This is a genomic window from Orlajensenia flava (assembly GCF_004801905.1).
Lineage (GTDB): Bacteria > Actinomycetota > Actinomycetes > Actinomycetales > Microbacteriaceae > Orlajensenia > Orlajensenia flava.
In genome coordinates this window covers 173994-190900 of the sequence record NZ_SSSN01000007.1, presented here as the reverse complement: position 1 = coordinate 190900, position 16907 = coordinate 173994, and the positions used below count along the sequence as shown (strand labels likewise).

At 68.7% G+C, this 16907-nt stretch carries 24 protein-coding genes; 17 read left to right on the top strand and 7 right to left on the bottom strand.

The features are described from left to right. Positions 1-147 precede the first annotated feature (147 nt). On the bottom strand, positions 148-423 hold the full coding sequence (locus E6C70_RS11110; protein WP_136424608.1) for a hypothetical protein: 276 nt from the start codon (positions 421-423) through the stop codon (positions 148-150). 223 nt (positions 424-646) lie between these two features. Between E6C70_RS11110 and E6C70_RS11105 the strand changes: the two genes are divergently transcribed. The 6 genes from E6C70_RS11105 (at position 647) to E6C70_RS11080 (ending at position 6131) form a co-directional block, all read left to right on the top strand. Then, on the top strand, positions 647-1042 hold the full coding sequence (locus E6C70_RS11105) for an ArsR/SmtB family transcription factor (RefSeq protein ID WP_136424607.1): 396 nt from the start codon (positions 647-649) through the stop codon (positions 1040-1042). Continuing rightward, positions 1039-1545: an SRPBCC domain-containing protein gene (locus E6C70_RS11100; protein WP_136424606.1), complete on the top strand. Its 507-nt coding sequence runs from the start codon at positions 1039-1041 to the stop codon at positions 1543-1545. The genes E6C70_RS11105 and E6C70_RS11100 overlap by 4 nt, the downstream gene beginning before the upstream one ends. Then, positions 1539-2369, top strand: a complete 831-nt coding sequence (locus E6C70_RS11095) for an MBL fold metallo-hydrolase (RefSeq protein ID WP_136424605.1) — start codon at positions 1539-1541, stop codon at positions 2367-2369. The genes E6C70_RS11100 and E6C70_RS11095 overlap by 7 nt, the downstream gene beginning before the upstream one ends. 27 nt (positions 2370-2396) lie before the next feature. Next, complete coding sequence (locus tag E6C70_RS11090) at positions 2397-3257, top strand: alpha/beta fold hydrolase (RefSeq protein ID WP_136424604.1); 861 nt, start codon at positions 2397-2399, stop codon at positions 3255-3257. A 162-nt stretch (positions 3258-3419) separates the two neighbouring features. Continuing rightward, positions 3420-4310, top strand: coding sequence for an SDR family oxidoreductase (locus E6C70_RS11085; protein ID WP_328590841.1), 891 nt, complete (start codon positions 3420-3422; stop codon positions 4308-4310). 18 nt (positions 4311-4328) lie between these two features. Continuing rightward, entirely contained in the window at positions 4329-6131 is a 1803-nt protein-coding gene (locus tag E6C70_RS11080; RefSeq protein ID WP_136424603.1) for a glycoside hydrolase family 15 protein, read from the top strand. A gap of 16 nt (positions 6132-6147) precedes the next feature. On the opposite strand, the gene E6C70_RS11075 is transcribed toward E6C70_RS11080, so the two are convergent. Further along, positions 6148-6393: a hypothetical protein gene (locus E6C70_RS11075; protein ID WP_136424602.1), complete on the bottom strand. Its 246-nt coding sequence runs from the start codon at positions 6391-6393 to the stop codon at positions 6148-6150. A gap of 60 nt (positions 6394-6453) precedes the next feature. Then, the gene (locus E6C70_RS11070) at positions 6454-6747 is read right to left on the bottom strand and encodes a hypothetical protein (protein WP_136424601.1); all 294 of its coding nucleotides are present in this window, start codon (positions 6745-6747) and stop codon (positions 6454-6456) included. Between the two features lie 133 nt (positions 6748-6880). Between E6C70_RS11070 and E6C70_RS11065 the strand changes: the two genes are divergently transcribed. Continuing rightward, the gene (locus E6C70_RS11065) at positions 6881-7240 is read left to right on the top strand and encodes a UBP-type zinc finger domain-containing protein (protein WP_136424714.1); all 360 of its coding nucleotides are present in this window, start codon (positions 6881-6883) and stop codon (positions 7238-7240) included. Between the two features lie 27 nt (positions 7241-7267). Next, positions 7268-7441: a hypothetical protein gene (locus E6C70_RS16690; RefSeq protein WP_168770929.1), complete on the top strand. Its 174-nt coding sequence runs from the start codon at positions 7268-7270 to the stop codon at positions 7439-7441. Here the strand turns inward: E6C70_RS16690 and E6C70_RS11060 are convergent. Next, on the bottom strand, positions 7435-7950 hold the full coding sequence (locus tag E6C70_RS11060; RefSeq protein ID WP_136424600.1) for a 2'-5' RNA ligase family protein: 516 nt from the start codon (positions 7948-7950) through the stop codon (positions 7435-7437). The two genes, E6C70_RS16690 and E6C70_RS11060, sit on opposite strands and share 7 nt — an antisense overlap. A gap of 36 nt (positions 7951-7986) precedes the next feature. On the opposite strand from E6C70_RS11060, the gene E6C70_RS11055 reads away from it, so the two are divergent. The 5 genes from E6C70_RS11055 (at position 7987) to E6C70_RS11035 (ending at position 10477) form a co-directional block, all read left to right on the top strand. Beyond that, positions 7987-8178 (top strand): hypothetical protein, encoded by a 192-nt coding sequence (locus E6C70_RS11055; RefSeq protein ID WP_136424599.1) that lies wholly within the window; start codon positions 7987-7989, stop codon positions 8176-8178. A 27-nt stretch (positions 8179-8205) separates the two neighbouring features. Next, positions 8206-8985, top strand: a complete 780-nt coding sequence (locus E6C70_RS11050) for an SDR family NAD(P)-dependent oxidoreductase (RefSeq protein WP_136424598.1) — start codon at positions 8206-8208, stop codon at positions 8983-8985. Between the two features lie 87 nt (positions 8986-9072). Continuing rightward, positions 9073-9534: an SRPBCC family protein gene (locus E6C70_RS11045; RefSeq protein WP_136424597.1), complete on the top strand. Its 462-nt coding sequence runs from the start codon at positions 9073-9075 to the stop codon at positions 9532-9534. Between the two features lie 92 nt (positions 9535-9626). Beyond that, positions 9627-10229, top strand: coding sequence for a DUF308 domain-containing protein (locus tag E6C70_RS11040; protein WP_136424596.1), 603 nt, complete (start codon positions 9627-9629; stop codon positions 10227-10229). Beyond that, positions 10226-10477 carry a hypothetical protein gene (locus E6C70_RS11035; protein WP_136424595.1) on the top strand — a complete coding sequence of 84 codons (252 nt, stop codon included), beginning with the start codon at positions 10226-10228 and terminating at the stop codon, positions 10475-10477. Before E6C70_RS11040 ends, E6C70_RS11035 begins: the two co-directional genes overlap by 4 nt. A gap of 118 nt (positions 10478-10595) precedes the next feature. Here E6C70_RS11035 and purB read toward each other — a convergent pair whose 3' ends face one another. Continuing rightward, complete coding sequence (purB, locus tag E6C70_RS11030) at positions 10596-11984, bottom strand: adenylosuccinate lyase (RefSeq protein WP_136424594.1); 1389 nt, start codon at positions 11982-11984, stop codon at positions 10596-10598. 73 nt (positions 11985-12057) lie between these two features. Here purB and E6C70_RS11025 point away from each other — a divergent pair, with 73 nt between their 5' ends. Next, positions 12058-12933 carry an aminoglycoside phosphotransferase family protein gene (locus tag E6C70_RS11025; protein ID WP_136424593.1) on the top strand — a complete coding sequence of 292 codons (876 nt, stop codon included), beginning with the start codon at positions 12058-12060 and terminating at the stop codon, positions 12931-12933. A gap of 3 nt (positions 12934-12936) precedes the next feature. Here E6C70_RS11025 and E6C70_RS11020 read toward each other — a convergent pair whose 3' ends face one another. Beyond that, positions 12937-13464, bottom strand: coding sequence for a low molecular weight protein-tyrosine-phosphatase (locus E6C70_RS11020; RefSeq protein ID WP_136424713.1), 528 nt, complete (start codon positions 13462-13464; stop codon positions 12937-12939). Between the two features lie 115 nt (positions 13465-13579). Here E6C70_RS11020 and E6C70_RS11015 point away from each other — a divergent pair, with 115 nt between their 5' ends. Both E6C70_RS11015 and E6C70_RS11010 read left to right on the top strand, forming a co-directional pair. Further along, positions 13580-13795: a hypothetical protein gene (locus tag E6C70_RS11015; RefSeq protein WP_136424592.1), complete on the top strand. Its 216-nt coding sequence runs from the start codon at positions 13580-13582 to the stop codon at positions 13793-13795. A 2-nt stretch (positions 13796-13797) separates the two neighbouring features. Next, positions 13798-15327, top strand: a complete 1530-nt coding sequence (locus E6C70_RS11010; RefSeq protein ID WP_136424591.1) for an alpha/beta fold hydrolase — start codon at positions 13798-13800, stop codon at positions 15325-15327. On the opposite strand, the gene E6C70_RS11005 is transcribed toward E6C70_RS11010, so the two are convergent. Continuing rightward, the gene (locus E6C70_RS11005; protein ID WP_136424590.1) at positions 15305-15700 is read right to left on the bottom strand and encodes a phage holin family protein; all 396 of its coding nucleotides are present in this window, start codon (positions 15698-15700) and stop codon (positions 15305-15307) included. The genes E6C70_RS11010 and E6C70_RS11005 overlap by 23 nt on opposite strands. Before the next feature lie 93 nt (positions 15701-15793). Between E6C70_RS11005 and E6C70_RS11000 the strand changes: the two genes are divergently transcribed. Beyond that, on the top strand, positions 15794-16906 hold the full coding sequence (locus tag E6C70_RS11000) for a histidinol-phosphate transaminase (RefSeq protein ID WP_235833401.1): 1113 nt from the start codon (positions 15794-15796) through the stop codon (positions 16904-16906). Position 16907: the final 1 nt, after the last annotated feature.

Genomic DNA, 16907 nt, shown 5'->3' with positions numbered 1-16907 from the left:
CTCCCTTCCGACGCTATCCCTGCCGCTCACATCTCGAAAGGGTTCATCTCGGAGTCGTCGGCACGAGGGCTGCAGTTTCGGCCAGCTGACGCGAACGGGCCTCGCCTGCGGAGCTGATTCCGCTGGCGAGGCCCGGCTGACCGAGGGTCAGCGCTGCATGTACTGCGCCACGAGAATCGCACCGAGGATCATCGAGCCGATGTTGAGCGCGATGCCGATGAAGCTGAGGATGATCCCCACCAGCGCGAGCCTGCGCGCCTGAGGCTCGCGTGAACGGGAGAGGAAGCCCAGCACCACTCCGACAATCGCCACGACGACCCAGAGGATCGGGAGGATCCAGCACAGGAGGATGCTCACCGCCCCGAGGATGATCGAGACGACGGCGAGTGTCTTCTTGGTCGTGGTGGGGGTTGTTTCGGTCATCGAGACTCCTTCTCCTGTGTCGACCGCCATGGTCGAGCACCGTCACCGTACAGCCAGCGAGAGAGCGGCTGCTAGAGCCTGTGGCGACCAATATCGGCGCACCTGAAGTTCGGCTGCGGCGCTTACCACCTCACCCCAGTGAGGTGAATGGCCGCAGCGCCCGAGCGTTGACGAATGTATACCCCATCGCTATCGTAGTAAACACATCAGTTTATAAAGAAAGATGTTGCAGATGGACGATGATCGACTGGATGAGGCCTTTCTCGCACTTGCCGATCCCGTGCGTCGTGCAATCGTCGCTCGGCTGAGCACAGGTTCGGCAACCGTCAACGAACTCGCCGAACCGTTCGACATCACGAAGCAGGCGGTGTCGAGACACATCGCCGTGTTGGAGAGGTCTGGCCTTGTCACGCGGTCTCGCGATGCCCAGCGTCGTCCCGTGCACCTCGACGCCTCAGCGCTTGAACGGCTCACCGCGTGGATCGACCGCTATCGACTGCAGGCCGAGGCGGCGTATCGGCGGCTCGACGCCGTGCTCGACGCCGTGCTCGCCGCGTCCGTGCTCGCCGCGTCCCAGCCCGCCGCATCCGAGCGCACCACGAAGGAGAAGGAATCATGAGCAACGCCCTCACCGTCGAGACGCTGCCCGGTCAGCCGGTCGTCGATATCGTCCGCGAGTTCGACGCCCCGGCCGCAGCCGTCTACGCCGCGCACGCCGACCCCGACGTCTACGTCAGCTGGATCGGCCCCAGCGCGTACGAGACGACTGTCACCGAGTGGGATCACCGGTCGGGTGGTGCATACCGGTTCGTGCAGAAGGACGCCGATGACGATGCCGGGCACGCCATCCGCGGCGCGATCCACACGGCACGGCCGGACGAGTTGATCATCCAGACCTTCGAGTGGGAGGGGGCGCCCGATCAGGTGAGCCTCGACATCATCCGGTTCGAGGACCTGCCCGATGGCCGCTCGCGCATCCTCGTGCGCGGCGTCTTCCCTTCGCTCGAGAACCTCGAGGCCATGGTGAACGCGGGCATGGCGCGGGGGATGGAAGACGGATATCGCGCACTCGACGCGCTTCTGGCGAGCGAGCGCGCGTCGGCGGAGGCGGCATCATGCTGAGGCGGGTCGCCGAGGGCGTGCTGGTTCACGAGAGTGCGTTCATCCAGAGCAACACCATCGTCGTGCAGGGTCATGAGGGAGTGCTGCTCATCGATCCCGGTATCACGACGGGCGAGATGGCCTGTCTCGCGAACGACATCCGCGAGCTCGGTCAGCCCGTGGTCGCCGGGTTCTCGACCCATCCCGACTGGGACCATGTGCTCTGGCATCCGGATTTCGGGGACGCTCCCCGGTATGGCACGGCGATCGGCGCGGCCTCCATGCACGAGCTGCTCGCCACCCCGGATTGGGAAGCACGCGTCGCCTCGGTGCTGCCGCCAGAGCAGGCGGACGACATCCCGCTGGAGTTGCTCGGTCGCATCACCGGATTACCCAGCGGAACCACCGAGGTCCCGTGGGATGGGCCCACCGTCCGCGTCATCGAGCATCGGGCCCATGCCGCCGGTCACGCGGCGCTGCTGATTCCGGAGCGCGGCGTCCTCGTCGCGGGCGACATGCTCTCCAACATCCTGATGCCTTTCCTCGATCTGGATGCCGAGGACCCCGTGGGCGATTACCTCGACGCGCTGCGGCTGTTCAACGGAGTGGCGAACGAGGTGGAGGTCGTCATTCCCGGTCACGGCTCCGTCGGCCACGGCGCCGAGGTACGCGAGCGCATCGCACGTGATCGCACCTACGCACTGGCCGCACGTGATGGCCGTGACCCCGACGACCCGCGCGTGAGCCCTGCGGCCACGTTCGGCACCGATTGGCTGCCCGGCGTCAACGAGTGGCAGCTGGGTCGACTCGCCGAGAGACGACGGAGCGAAGTGTGGACTGACTGACCCCTGGCCGAGGGCCAGACTGGGCACGTGCCATCGACGCAGATCGTTCCCACCAGCGCGGGGCCCGTTGAGATCCTCACAGTGCCGGGCGACCGGCCCCCCGTGATGTTCTTTCCCGGCGGTCATTGCTCCGCCCTCGCCGACTGCGGATGGAGCGTGTACACCGATGCCGGCTACGGCGTCGTGTCGGTCTCGCGTCCCGGCTACGGCGGCACGCGGGTGGGGGCGCTGGATGCCGCCGCTTTCGAGCCGCTGGTCCGCGAAGTGTGCGAGCACCTCGGCCTGACCGCCACGACGGCGGTCGGCGTCTCGTTCGGCGGGTTGCAGGCCGTTCATGCCGCGGCCGACCCGAGTCTCGGCATCCGTCGCCTCGCACTGCACAGCTGCGCTCCGTCGACGCTGCCGTTTCCCGACAGCCGGGCAGCTGCGATCGGCGGGCCGATCATGTTCTCGCCCCTGCTGCAAGGCGTCACGTGGTCGCTGGTTCACCGCATGGTTCGGTCGGACGCCGGGCTGCGACGCATGCTGGGCGCGCTCTCGACGATGCCGATCGACCAGTGGTGTCCGCAGCTGGATGACGCCGACAAGCGTCAGGCCCGGCTGCTGTTCCAGGGGATGCGATCGGACGGAGGTTTCGTCAACGACATGCGACAGGGTCGTGCGCGCGATGCCGAAGCACGCCGAGCTGTCTTGGCCGACGTGCACTGCGCCACGCTCGTGACGGGCTCGCCGTTCGACGGTGGTGTCGCATTCGCGCACGCTGAGGATCTCGCAGCCACGATTCCCGGCGCAGAACTCATCGAACTGGACTCCCCCAGCCACCTGCTCTGGATCGGCGAAGGTCGGCAGCGGGTGGTGGAACTCGTTGCATCCTTCTTGGCCGCATGAACACGTTGGGCTTCGACGCTCGTCTCCGAGGGTGCGCTCCGGGATGTCAAGCCCCGGGATCCTCAGTCGCTGCTGCTTAGCCTGATACCGACCGCTTCCGATGCATCGGATGCGCGGGCAGCGTGACAGCATCCGCGATCCCCGAGCGATAAGGACATCACCGTGACCGACGTGTACACCCCGAAGAATCCCGTCGACGCCTACCCCGCGCCACCGTTCCCGAAGCAGCAGCAACCCGACCCGGGTGCCACGTTCGCGATGGATCCGGTGCCCGACCACGGTGAGGAGTCCTACGTCGGCCATGGGCGCCTCGCGGGTCGACGCGCGCTCATCACGGGCGGCGACTCCGGCATCGGGCGGGCGGTGAGCATCGCGTTCGCTCGCGAGGGAGCGGATGTCGCGCTGGTCTACCTCCCGGTCGAGCAGGAGGACGCCGAGAGCACGGCATCCCTCATCTCGGATGCGGGACGGAAGCACGTCCTGCTGCCGGGAGACCTGACGGACGAGCAGTTCTGCATCGACGCCATCGACGCCGCAGCCGACCAACTGGGCGGGCTGGATCTCCTCGTCATGGTCGGGGGAGACATGGAGACCGTCGACAGCCTCGACGACTTCACGACCGACGTCCTCGATCACACGCTCCGCACCAACGTGCACTCGCTGTTCTGGCTCACGAAGGCGGCACTGAAGCACTTCGAGCCGGGAGCGGCGATCATCACGACGTCGTCGATCCAGGCGTTCCAACCCTCACCGCAGCTCGTCGAATACGCGGTGTCGAAGGCGGGAATCCTCAACTTCACCCGAGCGATGGCACAGCAGCTCGCGGAGAAGGGCATCCGGGTGAACGGTGTCGCGCCCGGCCCGTTCTGGACCCCGCTGCAGCCATCCGCCGTTCCTCCCGAGACGCTCGAGAAGTTCGGGGAGCAGACCCCGTACGGGCGTCCCGGTCAGCCGGCCGAACTGGCATCGACCTACGTGTATCTGGCGTCGCAGGAGGCCAGCTACACCAGCGGCGAGACCATCATCGTCAACGGCGGGCTCACGGGGCACTGACGAGCAGCAGACGAACTCGTGACCCGCGACGAGGACGGCTACGCACCGCTCCGCGACTACGCGGCCATCGGCGACGGGCGCACCGTCGCATTGGTGGCATTCGACGGCAGTATCGACTGGCTGCCTTTCCCCTCCCTGCACAGCGCGCCGGTGTTCGCAGCGCTCGTGGACAGCGCGAAGGGCGGGCGGATGACGTTGCGCCCCGTCGCGCCGTTCCGGGCGTCCCGGTCCTACATCGCGGGCACCAATGTGCTCGAGACACGGTACGTGACGGACTCGGGTGAGGTGGCGGTGACCGACGCCCTCGTCACCGGTGTTGCTGGACGACTCCACTGGGGGGAATTGGCGCGGCGAATCGACGGCATCAGCGGCAGCGTGGAGTTGGAGTGGGAGGCGAGCCCCGGCAACCTCTTCGGCACGGGATCCTTCGAGCGTCGGAGCACCATGCACGGTCCGGTGCTCGGCGCAGACGACGTCAACCTCATCGTCGTCGGCATGCACCATGGCCCGTCCGTCGGCGACTCAGCCACTTTCGCCGGCCGGTTCACGACGGCGCCGGCTTCCCGCCACGTGATCGTCCTCTGCGGAACGGATGACGAGCCGGTCCACATTCCAGACCCCGCCGTGGTCGACTCCGGCATCGATCGCACCATCGAGAGCTGGCAGACCTGGTCTCGCGAGTTCAGCTACGACGGTCCCTGGGCGCGGGAGGTGCAACGCAGTGCGCTCGCGCTCAAACTGCTCATCTTCAGTCCGACGGGCGCGATCGCCGCGGCAGCGACGACGGGCCTTCCCGAGAGCCCGACGGGCGGCAAGAACTACGACTATCGATTCGCCTGGGTGCGCGACCTCGCGTACACCGTCGGCGCGCTCGTGCGATTCGGACTACGAGAGGAGACCCATGCCGCGGTGTCGTGGGCGCTGGACTGTCTCAAGAGCCATTCCGATGACCTACCCGTGTTCTTCGACCTCACCGGGCGACTGCCGGGCGGAACGGACGAGCTTCGTGCGGACGGATGGCGCGGAATCGGCCCGGTGACGGCGGGCAATCCCGCTGCGGGGCAGGCGCAGCTCGGCATCTACGCCGATGTTCTGGGCATCATGAGGCAGTACGTGGAAGCGGGGAACATCCTCGACCTCCGCACCGGTGAGCTGCTGCGCTCTTTCACCGACGGAGCTTGCCGCGCGTGGCAGAAGAAGGACTCCGGCATGTGGGAGCTTCCGCACAAGCAGCACTACCTGGCCAGCAAGATCGGCTGCTGGCGTGCGATCTCGGATGCATGCCAGCTCGCCGAGTGGGGTCAGATCGACGCGTCCGACGACGAGTTGGCGCGCTGGCGTCACAACCGGGACCTCATCGAGCAGTGGATCTCGGACAAGTGCTGGTCGGAAAGACGCGGCAGCTATGTCATGTACCCGGGAACGGATGCGCTGGACACGGCGGTCCTCATCCACGCGGGCACTCAATTCGGCCCGGCAGCGCGCATGACCGCGACGATCGCCGCCATCCGCTCCGAGTTGGCGGTCGGTCCACTGGTCTATCGCTACAGCGGGGTGGAGACGGAGGAGAGCGCCTTCGTCGCCTGCTCGTTCTGGCTCGCCGAAGCGTACGCTCGCACGGGAGATTCGCGAGAGGCGGCAGCTCTCGTCGACGCGCTGATTCCGTTGGCCAACGACGTCGGCCTGTACGCCGAGATGATCGATCCGGCGGACGAGCAGTTCTGGGGGAACCTTCCTCAGGCCCTGAGCCATCTGGCGCTCATCAACGCGGTCATGGCCATCAACGATGCCCGTGAGGATTCGCCCGAAGGCTCTGCGTGAACGCGGTCGGGACGATTCAGCCTTCGTCGCCCGAGATCTCGCCCGCGGCGATCGCGTCCGCGTACTTCCGGAGGTCGGGCCCGGGTTCCCAGTCGATGAAGCGATCCTTCAACCGCGCGTTGAGAGCGGCGAACGCGTCGTCTGACGACGCGGCATCCTTCGTGCGAGCAACCTCCAGAACGGCCTCGCGAAGCACGCGGTCGGCATCCTCCACGATCTTCGCCCGGGCCGGTTCGTCCCAATGAATCTCTGAAGCCTTCATGCGCTCACCATAGGTTGCGCGGTTGGGGACGGATCGGGGGTTGCGCATCCGCCCCGAGTGTCATCCGGTCTCGCTGTTCCGCCCACGCGAGGTGGTCCAACGCCTTCGCCGGACGAACCCCCAGGCGAGGAGGGCGATGCCCACGATCGAGATCAGCACTACCGGCCAACTCAAGCCCCTCGCGATCGAGAAGATGAGTCCGAGACCTATGCACGTGGCGCCGATCAGCATCAGGGTCTCGCCGGGATTCCGCTTCGGGAGCGGAGGCCGATCCTTCCTCACCGAGAGCGTCATCTCCGAGACGCGCCAACCGCGCCACCACGACGTCCGCTTCTCAGGAGTGGGCTCCGACATGCCCGGAGCCTACTCCGGCGGCGGACCTCCGAGCCCTACCCCTCGAGTCGGATGGGTGGGACACTCGAGAAGGGTCGGACGAGGGGATGAGCCTCGGCCCGAAGACCAGGGAGCAGGTCGAGCGGTGGCAGAGATGATCGACACCGAGGTGCTTCCGAGCGGATCGGGATGCGTCGAGTGCGACGCCACCGGATCGTGGTGGGTGCACCTGCGTCGCTGCGCCGCCTGCGGTCACGTCGGGTGCTGCGACGATTCGTTGAACCGGCATGCGACCGGGCACTACTCCGCTACTGGTCACACCGTGATGCAGAGTTTCGAGCCGGGGGAGAACTGGTTCTGGGACTACCGGGCGCAGCAGCTCATCGACGGCCCGACGCTGGCCGCCCCCACCAGTCATGCGCCTCAGCAGAGCTCCCCGGGGCCGTCGACGCGGCTTCCGGCGGACTGGATGAGCCAGCTCGAGGCGCGCAACGCACGAGAAGCCAACACCTAGACCGACACCGAGGAGCAGGGAGCCATCATGGACGATCTCAGGGGCACCGCCGAGGAACGCGCCGAGCAACTGGCCCGCCTCGAGGACGAGGACTCACCGACCCCGGAATGGATCCGCCGACAGCTCGGACTGGTCCTCGAGGCCTGGGGCCGGGACGAGGACGTACTCGACGTGGAAGCCGAAGCGCGTCAGGACTACTGAGTCGCCGGTAGGGCGGTGACGCTCGCCGCGCGTGAATCCCACCGGCGAAGGGCGACAGCCTCGCCGATGAGCTCGGTGTCGATCAGGCTCTGCGCATCCGTCAACGACTCCACCCTCAGCCGCCGGGCGAGGGTGATGTGCGGGGTCCACTCCCCCGGAGCCGTGTGCGGAGCATCGTCGCCGGCTGGCGCGGCGGCATGAACGGCCCGATGAAGGCGCAGCAACTCCTCGCTCGGCTCGACCGGGCGCACGAGGACGCCTCGATCCCCGTGCCGGAAGAGGATCGGCGGCCCCGCGACAACGCGGATCGGCAACTCACGCGCGGCCTCCGCGACGTCGATGGCGTCCAGCCGAGAGCGCACCAGCAGGGTGATGTGCGGTCGATTGCTGGGAGAGGGATGCGCTGCCATGCTCGACAGCCGCGCCTCGGCGAGCCGCGTCCAGTCCGCGCGGACGAGCGCTTCGGTTACGGCGTCGAGCACGAGCTCGACACTGACGACATCGCCCATAGCCAGCACGCTACCGGTCGCGAGTAGCCTCGAGAGATGAGCGATCACGATCAGAACACGCCGACGACGGGCGAAGACGGCACGGATTCCGAGAAGCTCGGCGACCTGATCGAGCGGGTCGACCGGGAGCACGGCGAGGATGGAGCCGCCGCGATGGCCGATGAACTGCGGGGGCAGGTCGAGGAGACGAGCGCGGAACCCGAGGACGCCGGGGACGTCGAGGACTGATCGCGCACGACAGGAGGAAGCACGACCATGAGACTCGCACTCGTCACCGGGGCGTCATCGGGCATCGGAAAGGCATTCGCCGAGCGTCTCGCTGCTGACGGCTACGACCTCATCGTCGTCGGCCGGCGCCGGGAGCGACTGGAGGAGTTGGCCGCGTCGCTGGCGGACTCCGCGGTCCAGGTGGTCGTCGCCGACCTCGCGACCGCAGGGGGCATCGAGGCGGTCGCCGAGCTGTGCGCGACGCAGCCGGTCTCGATGCTGGTCAACAATGCAGGCGTCGCCCACTACATGCCGCTCGTCGATCTTCCCGCGCCGACGGCCGCCGAGTTGCTCAGCGTCAAGGTGGTTGCGCCGACGATGCTGACGCGAGCGGCGCTCGGCGGGATGATCGCCCGAGGGTCGGGGACGGTCATCAACGTCGCCGGGATGATCGCCTTCTCCGGGCCAGCCCCTGCTCCGGCGCCGCAGGGCGGGCGAACGGTCTACGCCGGGACGCTGGCGTACAGCGTCACGATGTCGCAGACGCTGGCTGCCGAGGTGGCGGGAACCGGGGTGGGAGTGCATGTCGTCTGCCCGGGCATCGTGGCGACGGAGTTCCACGAGGTTCAGGGGATGGACCTCTCCTCCCTCCCCCGCATGTCCGCTCAGGACGTGGTCACGGCGGCGCTGGCGGGCGTCGAGCGCGGCGAGGTCGTCATCGCCCCCGGCGTCGAGGACGGCAGCCTGCTCCAGAGCGTGTTCGACGCGGAACTGGCCGCCTTCCACGGCCAGAGCCCTCAGCTCGCCTCGCGCTATCGAGCGAGCTGAGCGGTCGCGCATCCGCAAGCCCTTGCCTCCGTCGTACCCGCCGACGCACCCTGTGGGTACGACGACCGAGAACGAAGGAGACGATCGGTGATCGACACGACACAGGGCTTCACACTGGTGCGCAAGGTTGACGCCTCGCCCGAGGACATCTGGAAGGCCTGGACGAATGCGGACGAGGTGGCGCAGTGGTGGCATCCGCGCAGCCTGGTGACCCCGCGGGACACGGTGACCATCGATGCGCGGGTCGGCGGCCACTACGCGTACACGATGGTGGACGAGGCCAACGACGACCGGTACCCCACCGGCGGCGAATACCGCGAGGTGGTGGCTCCCGAGCGACTGGTCTTCACGTGGGGAGATCCGGATGAGGATCCCGACGACCAGCCCCTCGTGACCCTTACGCTCGAGTCCGGCGGCGACCTGACCCGCCTGACCTTCGACCTGCGCGGGGTCGACGGCACGTCGGGAGACGAGAGCTTCTACGACGGCTGGGAGCAGGCGCTCGACTCGCTGGTGGATCACCTCGGGCAGACCGCCGTCCACGGCTGACGCGAGCGGCGCACTGGGTGGAGCGGAGGATCGGCGGGCTCGCAGGTGGGCGCGACGTAGACTGGAATCATCCCCGCTCGAAAGAGGTCGTAGTGTCGATCGACCGTGCCGCCGCTGATGCGCGCTCGCCGTTCTGGGTCGTCCCCACCCTCCGAGCGGCCCTCGCGCTCGTGCCGGCTCTGGTCATCACGTTCTCCCCAGACCACACCCCGGCGTTCGGACTCCTCGTCTTCGGCAGCTGGGCACTCGTGTCCGGCGCGGTGATCGGCGCCCTTCAGTTGCGACTCTCGACCGATCGCGGCGAGCAGGTTCTCTTCTCGATCTCCGCGGTGATCTCGGCCGTCGCCGGTCTGCTGGCGCTCGCGACGACGGATGGCGGTCTGCCCCTCTTCCTCTTACTGGTGAGCGCCTGGGCCGCTGTGGCGGGCATCCTGGAACTCCTGGCCGGCATCCGTCGTCGCGCTCGCGTCGCACGCAGCGGAGCGCCTTCTCCCATCGCCCGCGACTGGATCGTCGTCGGCGTCCTCACCGGCGTGCTCGCCGTCGCCTACCTGCTGCCGCTCGGCTCCGTGGTGGCCGTCGGCCTGCTCGGCGCCTACCTGGTGGTCGTCGGCGTCTACCTCGGCATTGCGGGACTCTCGCTGCGCTGGGATCGACCGGCCACCACCGTCACCCGAAACGAAGAAGCAGCATGAGCCAGACTCCCCCACCCTCACGCCGCGACCTGCTGCGGCCCATCGAGATGCTCGGCGGCGCGGCCATCGGCTCCATCTTCGTGGGGCTCATCGTGCTGATGGTGACCCGCGAGATCCAGTTGGCGGCCATCGCGTTCGGCGTCGTGTTCATCGTCGTGCTCGTCGCGCTGGCCATGTTCGCGCTCGCGATGAAGCCGGATGCCGCCGAGTTCGAGGAGATCGCAGAAGAGGACCGCGAGGGGCACTGAGCCCTTCGCCCGTGCTGATCGAGTAGCGCGCGGAGCCCGCGTATCGAGATCCGTTCCTCGGATGTGCGCGGGTCTCGATACCGCTGCTCGCTGCGCTCGCGGCGTACTCGACCAGCGGTCAGTCGAGCGGCGGGAGCTCGTCGACCAACTCGTCGGCGAGGCCGATGTAGGTGGCGGGCGTGAGAGCCAGCAGGCGTTGCTTCGCCTCATCGCCGATGTCGAGTGCCGAGACGAACTCGGCGAGCTCGGCGCCACCGATGCGGTTGCCGCGGGTCAGGTCCTTGAGCTTGGCGTACGGATCGCTGATCGACGAGCGGCCGGCGGCGACCTCGGCGCGGATGACGGTCTGGATGGCCTCGGCGAGCACCTCCCAGTTGGCGTCGAGGTCGGTGGCGAGGGCATCCGTGTCGAGCAGGATCTCTCCGAGGCCGCGCTGGATGTTCTCGAGCGCCAGCAGCGAGTGCCCGAAGCCGACGCCGATGTTGCGCTGCGCGCTCGAGTCGGTGAGGTCGCGCTGCAGGCGAGACGTCACCAGAGTGGCGGCGAGTGAGTCGAGCATGGCGCTGGAGAGCTCGAGGTTGGCCTCGGCGTTCTCGAAGCGGATCGGGTTGATCTTGTGCGGCATCGTCGACGATCCGGTCGCGCCGGCCACGGGGATCTGCCGGAAGTAGCCGAGGGAGATGTAGGTCCAGACATCCGTCGCCAGGTTGTGCAGGATGCGATTGGCGTGCGAGACGCGGGCGTACAGCTCGGCTTGCCAATCGTGTGACTCGATCTGGGTGGTGAGCGGGTTCCAGGTGAGGCCCAGCGAGGTGATGAACTCCCGCGACAGGGCGCGCCAGTCGGCATCGGGGGCCGCGGAGAGATGAGCGGCGTAGGTGCCGGTGGCGCCCGAGAACTTGCCGAGGTACTCGGAGTGCGCGATCTGGTCGGCGACCCGCGAGAGGCGGAAGGCGAACACCGCGAGCTCCTTGCCCATCGTCGTGGGGGTCGCCGGCTGGCCGTGCGTGCGGGCGAGCATGGGAACGCCGCGGTGCTCGCGTGCCAGGTCGGCGATGCGGTCGATCACGCCACGGAGCGTGGGCAGCCACACGGTCTCGACGGCCTGCCGCACCGTGATCGCGTAGGAGAGGTTGTTGATGTCCTCGCTGGTCGCGGCGAAGTGCGTCAGTTCGGCGATGGAGTCGAGACCGAGCGCGCTCAGGCGATCACGCACGAAGTACTCGACGGCCTTGACGTCGTGGCGGGTTCGGGCCTCGTGGGCAGCGAGGGCGTCGATGGAGGACTGATCGAAGTCGGTGACCAGCGCTCGGAGCCCGGCCTGCTGTTCGGCGCCGAGCGCGCTGGTGCCGAAGAACCCGCGATCGGTGAGGAAGATGAGCCATTCGACCTCGACCTGCACGCGTGCCCGGTTGAGGCCGGCCTCCGAGAGGAACTCGCCGAGCGCGGCGACGGCGGGCTGGTAGCGTCCGTCGAGGGGGCTGAGGGGCTGGGCGGGCAGGCTCATGAGCGGTCCTGTCTGGAGGGGGATCGTGCGGGAACCCCTCTATCATCCCAACAACGAGAGGGAGGCGCTGCCGATGGATGCTCCGGAGGCCGACATCGTCGTGGACGACGCGCTCGTGCGCCGTCTGCTCGCGGAGCAGCATCCCGACCTTCCCGGCCCGTTGCGACTCGTCGCCAACGGCTGGGACAACGCCGTCTACCGGCTCGGCGCCGATCTCGCGGTGCGCATCCCCCGCCGAAGCATCGCCGTGCCGCTCATCGAACACGAGCAGCGCTGGCTGCCCGCGATCGCTCAGCGCAGCCCGGTGGCTGTGCCTGCTCCCGTGCGGGTGGGCACGCCGAGCGAGGCCTTCCCGCATCCGTGGTCGATCGTGCCGTGGTTTCCTGGACGCAGCGCGGCCGACCTCCCGCCCGCCGAGCGCGGTGGCATCGCGGTGGCGCTCGCCGAGTTCGTGCACCGCATCGCGGTCGACGCCCCCGATGATGCGCCCGTGAATCCGGTGCGGGGCGCGCCGCTCGCGGTGCGAGCGGCATCCGTTCGGGAACGGCTGGAACGGATGGCGAACCCCGCCCTGACGGCGGCCTTCGAGGACGCCCTCGCCGCCCCGGCATGGCGCGGGCAGCACCGGTGGATGCACGGCGACCTGCACCCCGGCAACCTCGTGGTCGGATCGGACGGGTCGCTCGCCGCCGTCATCGACTTCGGCGACCTCGGACGAGGGGACCCGGCGACGGACCTGTCCACCACGTGGCTCAGTTTCGATGCCGCCGGCGCGCGGACGTTCCGCGAGCGCCTGGCGCAGCTGCGCGATGTCGACGCGGCGACGTGGCGGCGCGCGCGGGGATGGGCGATCGTCATGGGTACGGCGGTGGTGGAGTCGACCTCGGGCGATGGGCCGATCACCCGGATGGGCCGCGATGCTCTGACTCGGGTGCTCGAGGAGTGGTGAGGGTCAGGTCGTCGGCGAGCGCAGTGCCGGGGCGAGCTGACGGAACAGCGATGCCGTGGCCCGCTCGATGGTGACGAGCACCGACTCGAACATCTCGGGGCCGGAATAGTACGGATCGGGCACGTCTCCGAGGGCGGCCAGTTCGGGGTCGAAGCCCAGCAGCATGCGCACCTTGGCCGCATCCGTCTCGTTGTGGGCCCAGTTGCGCAGGATGCGGTCCTGGCTGCGGTCGAAGACGACGATGAGATCGAGGCTCGGGAAGGACGCGGACTCGAACTGCCGGGCGCGATGCAGGGAGCCGTCGTACCCGCGGCCGGCGAGCGCCTCGATGGTGCGCCGGTCGGCTTGTTCACCGACGTGCCAGTCGCCCGTTCCCGCGGACTCGACACTGACGCGTGCCTCGAGGCCCGCCCGTCGCACCTGCTCGCGCAGCACCACCTCGGCCATGGGGGATCGGCAGATGTTGCCGGTGCACACGAATGAGATGCGGAACGGCGGCATCTCGTCGGAGACGGGCGATCCGGAGGACATGGCTCTCATTCTGGCGTGAACGCGGCTCCGCGCACAGGTGTGGATGGTCTGCAGTCGTCCACGGATGCCGGTGATCGACGCTCGGAGCGTTCGGACAGCGGCGAGAGTGGTGCTCATGAGCGATGTCGAGGTGGAACGGGTGCTGCTGCGGAGGGTGATCGCGGAGGTGCAGCAGGCCCGGACGCGGATGGAGGCGCCCGTGCGATGGAGCTCGCCGGCGGCGCGGGTGTTCGAGGCGCGACGCGCAGCGCTGGAGAGGCAGCTCGAGGCCCTCGGTGAGGAGTTGGGCGCCGCGCTTCGCGCCGTCTTCGCCGCCACCGGAGTGAGGTGAGCGTGGCAGTCCGAGACGCGGATGGCGGAGGTGCCGTGCAACCTGCGCCGCCAGCCGGCGCCGTGACCGTCTCGGGTGGAGGCGCCACCACCGTGCTCACGGATGAGCTGGAGACGTTGGCATTCGCCGCTACCGACATCGCGCAGTCCGCCGAGGAGTGGACGGCCACCATCGGCACGGTGCTCTGGCTGGCGTCCCGCGACGACGGTGGCCATCTCGCGGCGGCCCATCGTGCGGCCACGGCGATCGCCGATGATGCACGGGCCGTCGCGGTCGGCCTGCGGCTCGCCGGAGAGGCCTACGGCGCGACGGAACGCGGGGTGGCTGCAGCGCAGGAGTCCGCGGCGGGGGTGATCGGATGGCTCGCCGGCTTCTTCGGCAGGGTCACGGTGCCGGTCGTCACCCTCGCCGCCGCTTGGGCGAGCGTCGAGGGGGCGACGGCGTTCTTCGCGTGGAACGGCATCCGTCGTCTGCTGGGTGAACCCCCGGTCGCGCCCGAACAGCTGGTGATGGCCGCACGCGGCCTGTACACCGACCCCTTCACGGCATCACTTCTGAGACTGCTGGTGTCGTCGGTCGACGATGCCGGAGCGGGCGCCGTGGGGTTGCCGTTGCCGGTGGCCCGTGTCCTCAGCGCCCGCGGCCTGACGGGCGTCTCGACGTCGGCATTCGGCGTGCTCGTCGGCGCGGGCATGATCGGCGCGCTCCGCGACCGTGGGACGGTGGACGTGCGGCAGGTCTCGGTGCGGGATGTCGCCTCCCCCGCCGGAGTGCCCGGTGTCGTCGCGCCGTCACGGGCACCGTCACCCGCGAGCCGGTCGGCCACCGTGCCGAGTCCGGGAGGCGTCGGCGACCTGCTCGAGCGCGTCCCGGCGGCGAGCGACGACAGCCCGCAGGTGCGCATCGAGCGGTTCGACACCGAGGGCCGGTCGTCGTGGGCGGTCTATATCGGCGGGACGGCGGCTTGGGATCTGACCGCGGGCGAGCAGCCGTGGGATCTCACGAGCGACGTCGAGGCGATGGCCGGTCGCTCCAGCGCCTCCTACGACGCCGTCGTTCAGGCCATGCAGCAGGCGGGAGTGCAACCCGGTGACCCCGTGCTCGCGGTCGGCCATTCGCAGGGCGGCCTGCTGGCAGCGCAGCTGGCGTTCGACGACCGGTTCTCGGTGGGCGGCATCGTGACGGCGGGTGCGCCGATAGCCTCGGTGGACGTCCCGTCGACCGTCGCGGTGCTGCAGCTCGAGCACACCGACGACGTCGTACCGGCGCTGGCTGGTGCGACTCCGCCCGATCCGTCCCCCGAGCATCTGATGCTCCGCCGCGAGTACCTGACCCCGGCCAACGTAGACGTCGCGGGGTATCTCCCGGCGCACGACCTCGACGGCTACCGCCAGACGGCAGCGTTGGTCGACGCGTCAGCCGATCCTCGTGTGCAGCGCATGCGGGAGGAGGTGCTCGGAATCACGTCCTCTCGTGATGGAGAGGCCTCGTGGTGGATCGGTGAGCGGACTATGCCCGGCGGTCGCGGGTGACGGGACGGAAGATGAGGCCGAGGATCCAGCCGATGAAGCCGAGCACGATGGCGCCCAGCACGCCCCACCAGAAGCCGTCGACGATCAGTCCGAAGCCCATGAGCCCTGAGATCCAAGCCACCAGGAGGAGGAGAAGGCCGTTGACGATGAACGAGAGCAGGCCGAGCGTGATGACGTAGAGCGGGAAGGCGACGATGCGGACGGCGGTGCCGATGACGCCGTTGACGATTCCGAAGATGAGCGCGACCAAGAGGTACGTCAGAACTGTGGCCGTCGCGGTGGCCTCGTATGGCTTGACGTGCACGCCGCTCACGATGAGCGTGGTGAGCCAGAGCGCGACGGCGTTCAGGACGAGCTGGATGAGGAATCGCATGGGCTGAGTATGCCACCGACCGGCGCGGATGCGGGAGGGGCGCAACGTGAACTCATGCCTCGGCCGGAATCGGTGCTGCCTAAACTGGGCAGGGTGACCGATCCCTCCGCCCTGCGCCCCGGCGTGAAGCTCCGCCCCGAGATCGCGGCGCTCCCGCCCTATCGACAGGGACGTGCGGCCGCTCCCGACGGTTACAAGCTGTCCTCCAACGAGAATCCCTTCGACCCGCTGCCCGGTGTCGCCTCGGCCGTCACGGCGGCATCAGACTTCAACCGCTATCCCGATGCGACCGCGCTGGTGCTCCGAGGCAAGCTCGCCGAGCGTTTAGGCGTCTCCGTCGATGAGGTGCACGTCGGCGCCGGATCCGTGTCGATCATCGCCCAACTGGTGCTCGCTGCCGCCGGGCCCGGCGACGAGGTCGTCTACTCCTGGCGCTCGTTCGAGGCCTACCCCGGCCTCGTGACCGTCGCCGGCGCACGCAGTGTACAGGTGCCCAATCGCGCCGACCACGGCCACGACCTGCCGGCGATGGCGGCGGCCGTGACCGAGGCGACCCGTCTCGTCATCGTCTGCACGCCCAACAACCCGACGGGGGCGATCGTCACGGCCGACGAGTTCTCCGCCTTCATGGGCGCGGTGCCCTCGGACGTCCTGGTCATCCTCGACGAGGCCTACGTCGAGTTCGTGGGCGATCCCCGAGCGGTGAACGGCATCCCACTGCTCGGCCACTACCCCAACCTCGTCGTGCTGCGCACCTTCTCCAAGGCCTACGGGCTGGCGGGCCTCCGCATCGGTTACGCAGTGGGACCGGTGGCCGTCCTCGACGCCGCCCGGGCGACCGCCATCCCTCTGTCCGTCACCGGTCAGGCCACCGCCGCGGCGATCGCCTCCCTCGACGCCGAGGACGAGCTGCTCGACCGGGTGCGCACCATCGCCGCCCGACGGGACGACGTCTGGCGCGGGCTGAACGAACAGGGTTGGGCCGTTCCGAAGCCGCAGGGCAACTTCGTCTGGCTGCCCACCGGCGAGCACACCACTGCCGCTGCCGACGAGCTGTTTGCTTCCGGGTTGGTCGTGCGCGCCTTTCCGCCGGATGGCATCCGCATCTCGATCGGAGAGCACGAGTCGGTGGAGAAACTCCTCAGCATCACGGGAAAGATTGTGCAGAACCTACCAGAGGGCCACTCGGCCCGGCGGATAGCGTAGA

Excerpts from the sequence above, each read along its gene's own strand:
- E6C70_RS11110 (WP_136424608.1), bottom strand. The coding sequence starts at position 423 with ATGACCGAAACAACCCCCACCACGACCAAGAAGACACTCGCCGTCGTC.
- E6C70_RS11105 (WP_136424607.1), top strand. The coding sequence starts at position 647 with ATGTTGCAGATGGACGATGATCGACTGGATGAGGCCTTTCTCGCACTT.
- E6C70_RS11100 (WP_136424606.1), top strand. The coding sequence starts at position 1,039 with ATGAGCAACGCCCTCACCGTCGAGACGCTGCCCGGTCAGCCGGTCGTC.
- E6C70_RS11095 (WP_136424605.1), top strand. The coding sequence starts at position 1,539 with ATGCTGAGGCGGGTCGCCGAGGGCGTGCTGGTTCACGAGAGTGCGTTC.
- E6C70_RS11075 (WP_136424602.1), bottom strand. The coding sequence starts at position 6,393 with ATGAAGGCTTCAGAGATTCATTGGGACGAACCGGCCCGGGCGAAGATC.
- E6C70_RS11070 (WP_136424601.1), bottom strand. The coding sequence starts at position 6,747 with ATGTCGGAGCCCACTCCTGAGAAGCGGACGTCGTGGTGGCGCGGTTGG.
- E6C70_RS11065 (WP_136424714.1), top strand. The coding sequence starts at position 6,881 with ATGATCGACACCGAGGTGCTTCCGAGCGGATCGGGATGCGTCGAGTGC.
- E6C70_RS16690 (WP_168770929.1), top strand. The coding sequence starts at position 7,268 with ATGGACGATCTCAGGGGCACCGCCGAGGAACGCGCCGAGCAACTGGCC.
- E6C70_RS11060 (WP_136424600.1), bottom strand. The coding sequence starts at position 7,950 with ATGGGCGATGTCGTCAGTGTCGAGCTCGTGCTCGACGCCGTAACCGAA.
- E6C70_RS11055 (WP_136424599.1), top strand. The coding sequence starts at position 7,987 with ATGAGCGATCACGATCAGAACACGCCGACGACGGGCGAAGACGGCACG.
- E6C70_RS11050 (WP_136424598.1), top strand. The coding sequence starts at position 8,206 with ATGAGACTCGCACTCGTCACCGGGGCGTCATCGGGCATCGGAAAGGCA.
- E6C70_RS11035 (WP_136424595.1), top strand. The coding sequence starts at position 10,226 with ATGAGCCAGACTCCCCCACCCTCACGCCGCGACCTGCTGCGGCCCATC.
- purB (WP_136424594.1), bottom strand. The coding sequence starts at position 11,984 with ATGAGCCTGCCCGCCCAGCCCCTCAGCCCCCTCGACGGACGCTACCAG.
- E6C70_RS11025 (WP_136424593.1), top strand. The coding sequence starts at position 12,058 with ATGGATGCTCCGGAGGCCGACATCGTCGTGGACGACGCGCTCGTGCGC.
- E6C70_RS11020 (WP_136424713.1), bottom strand. The coding sequence starts at position 13,464 with ATGTCCTCCGGATCGCCCGTCTCCGACGAGATGCCGCCGTTCCGCATC.
- E6C70_RS11015 (WP_136424592.1), top strand. The coding sequence starts at position 13,580 with ATGAGCGATGTCGAGGTGGAACGGGTGCTGCTGCGGAGGGTGATCGCG.
- E6C70_RS11005 (WP_136424590.1), bottom strand. The coding sequence starts at position 15,700 with ATGCGATTCCTCATCCAGCTCGTCCTGAACGCCGTCGCGCTCTGGCTC.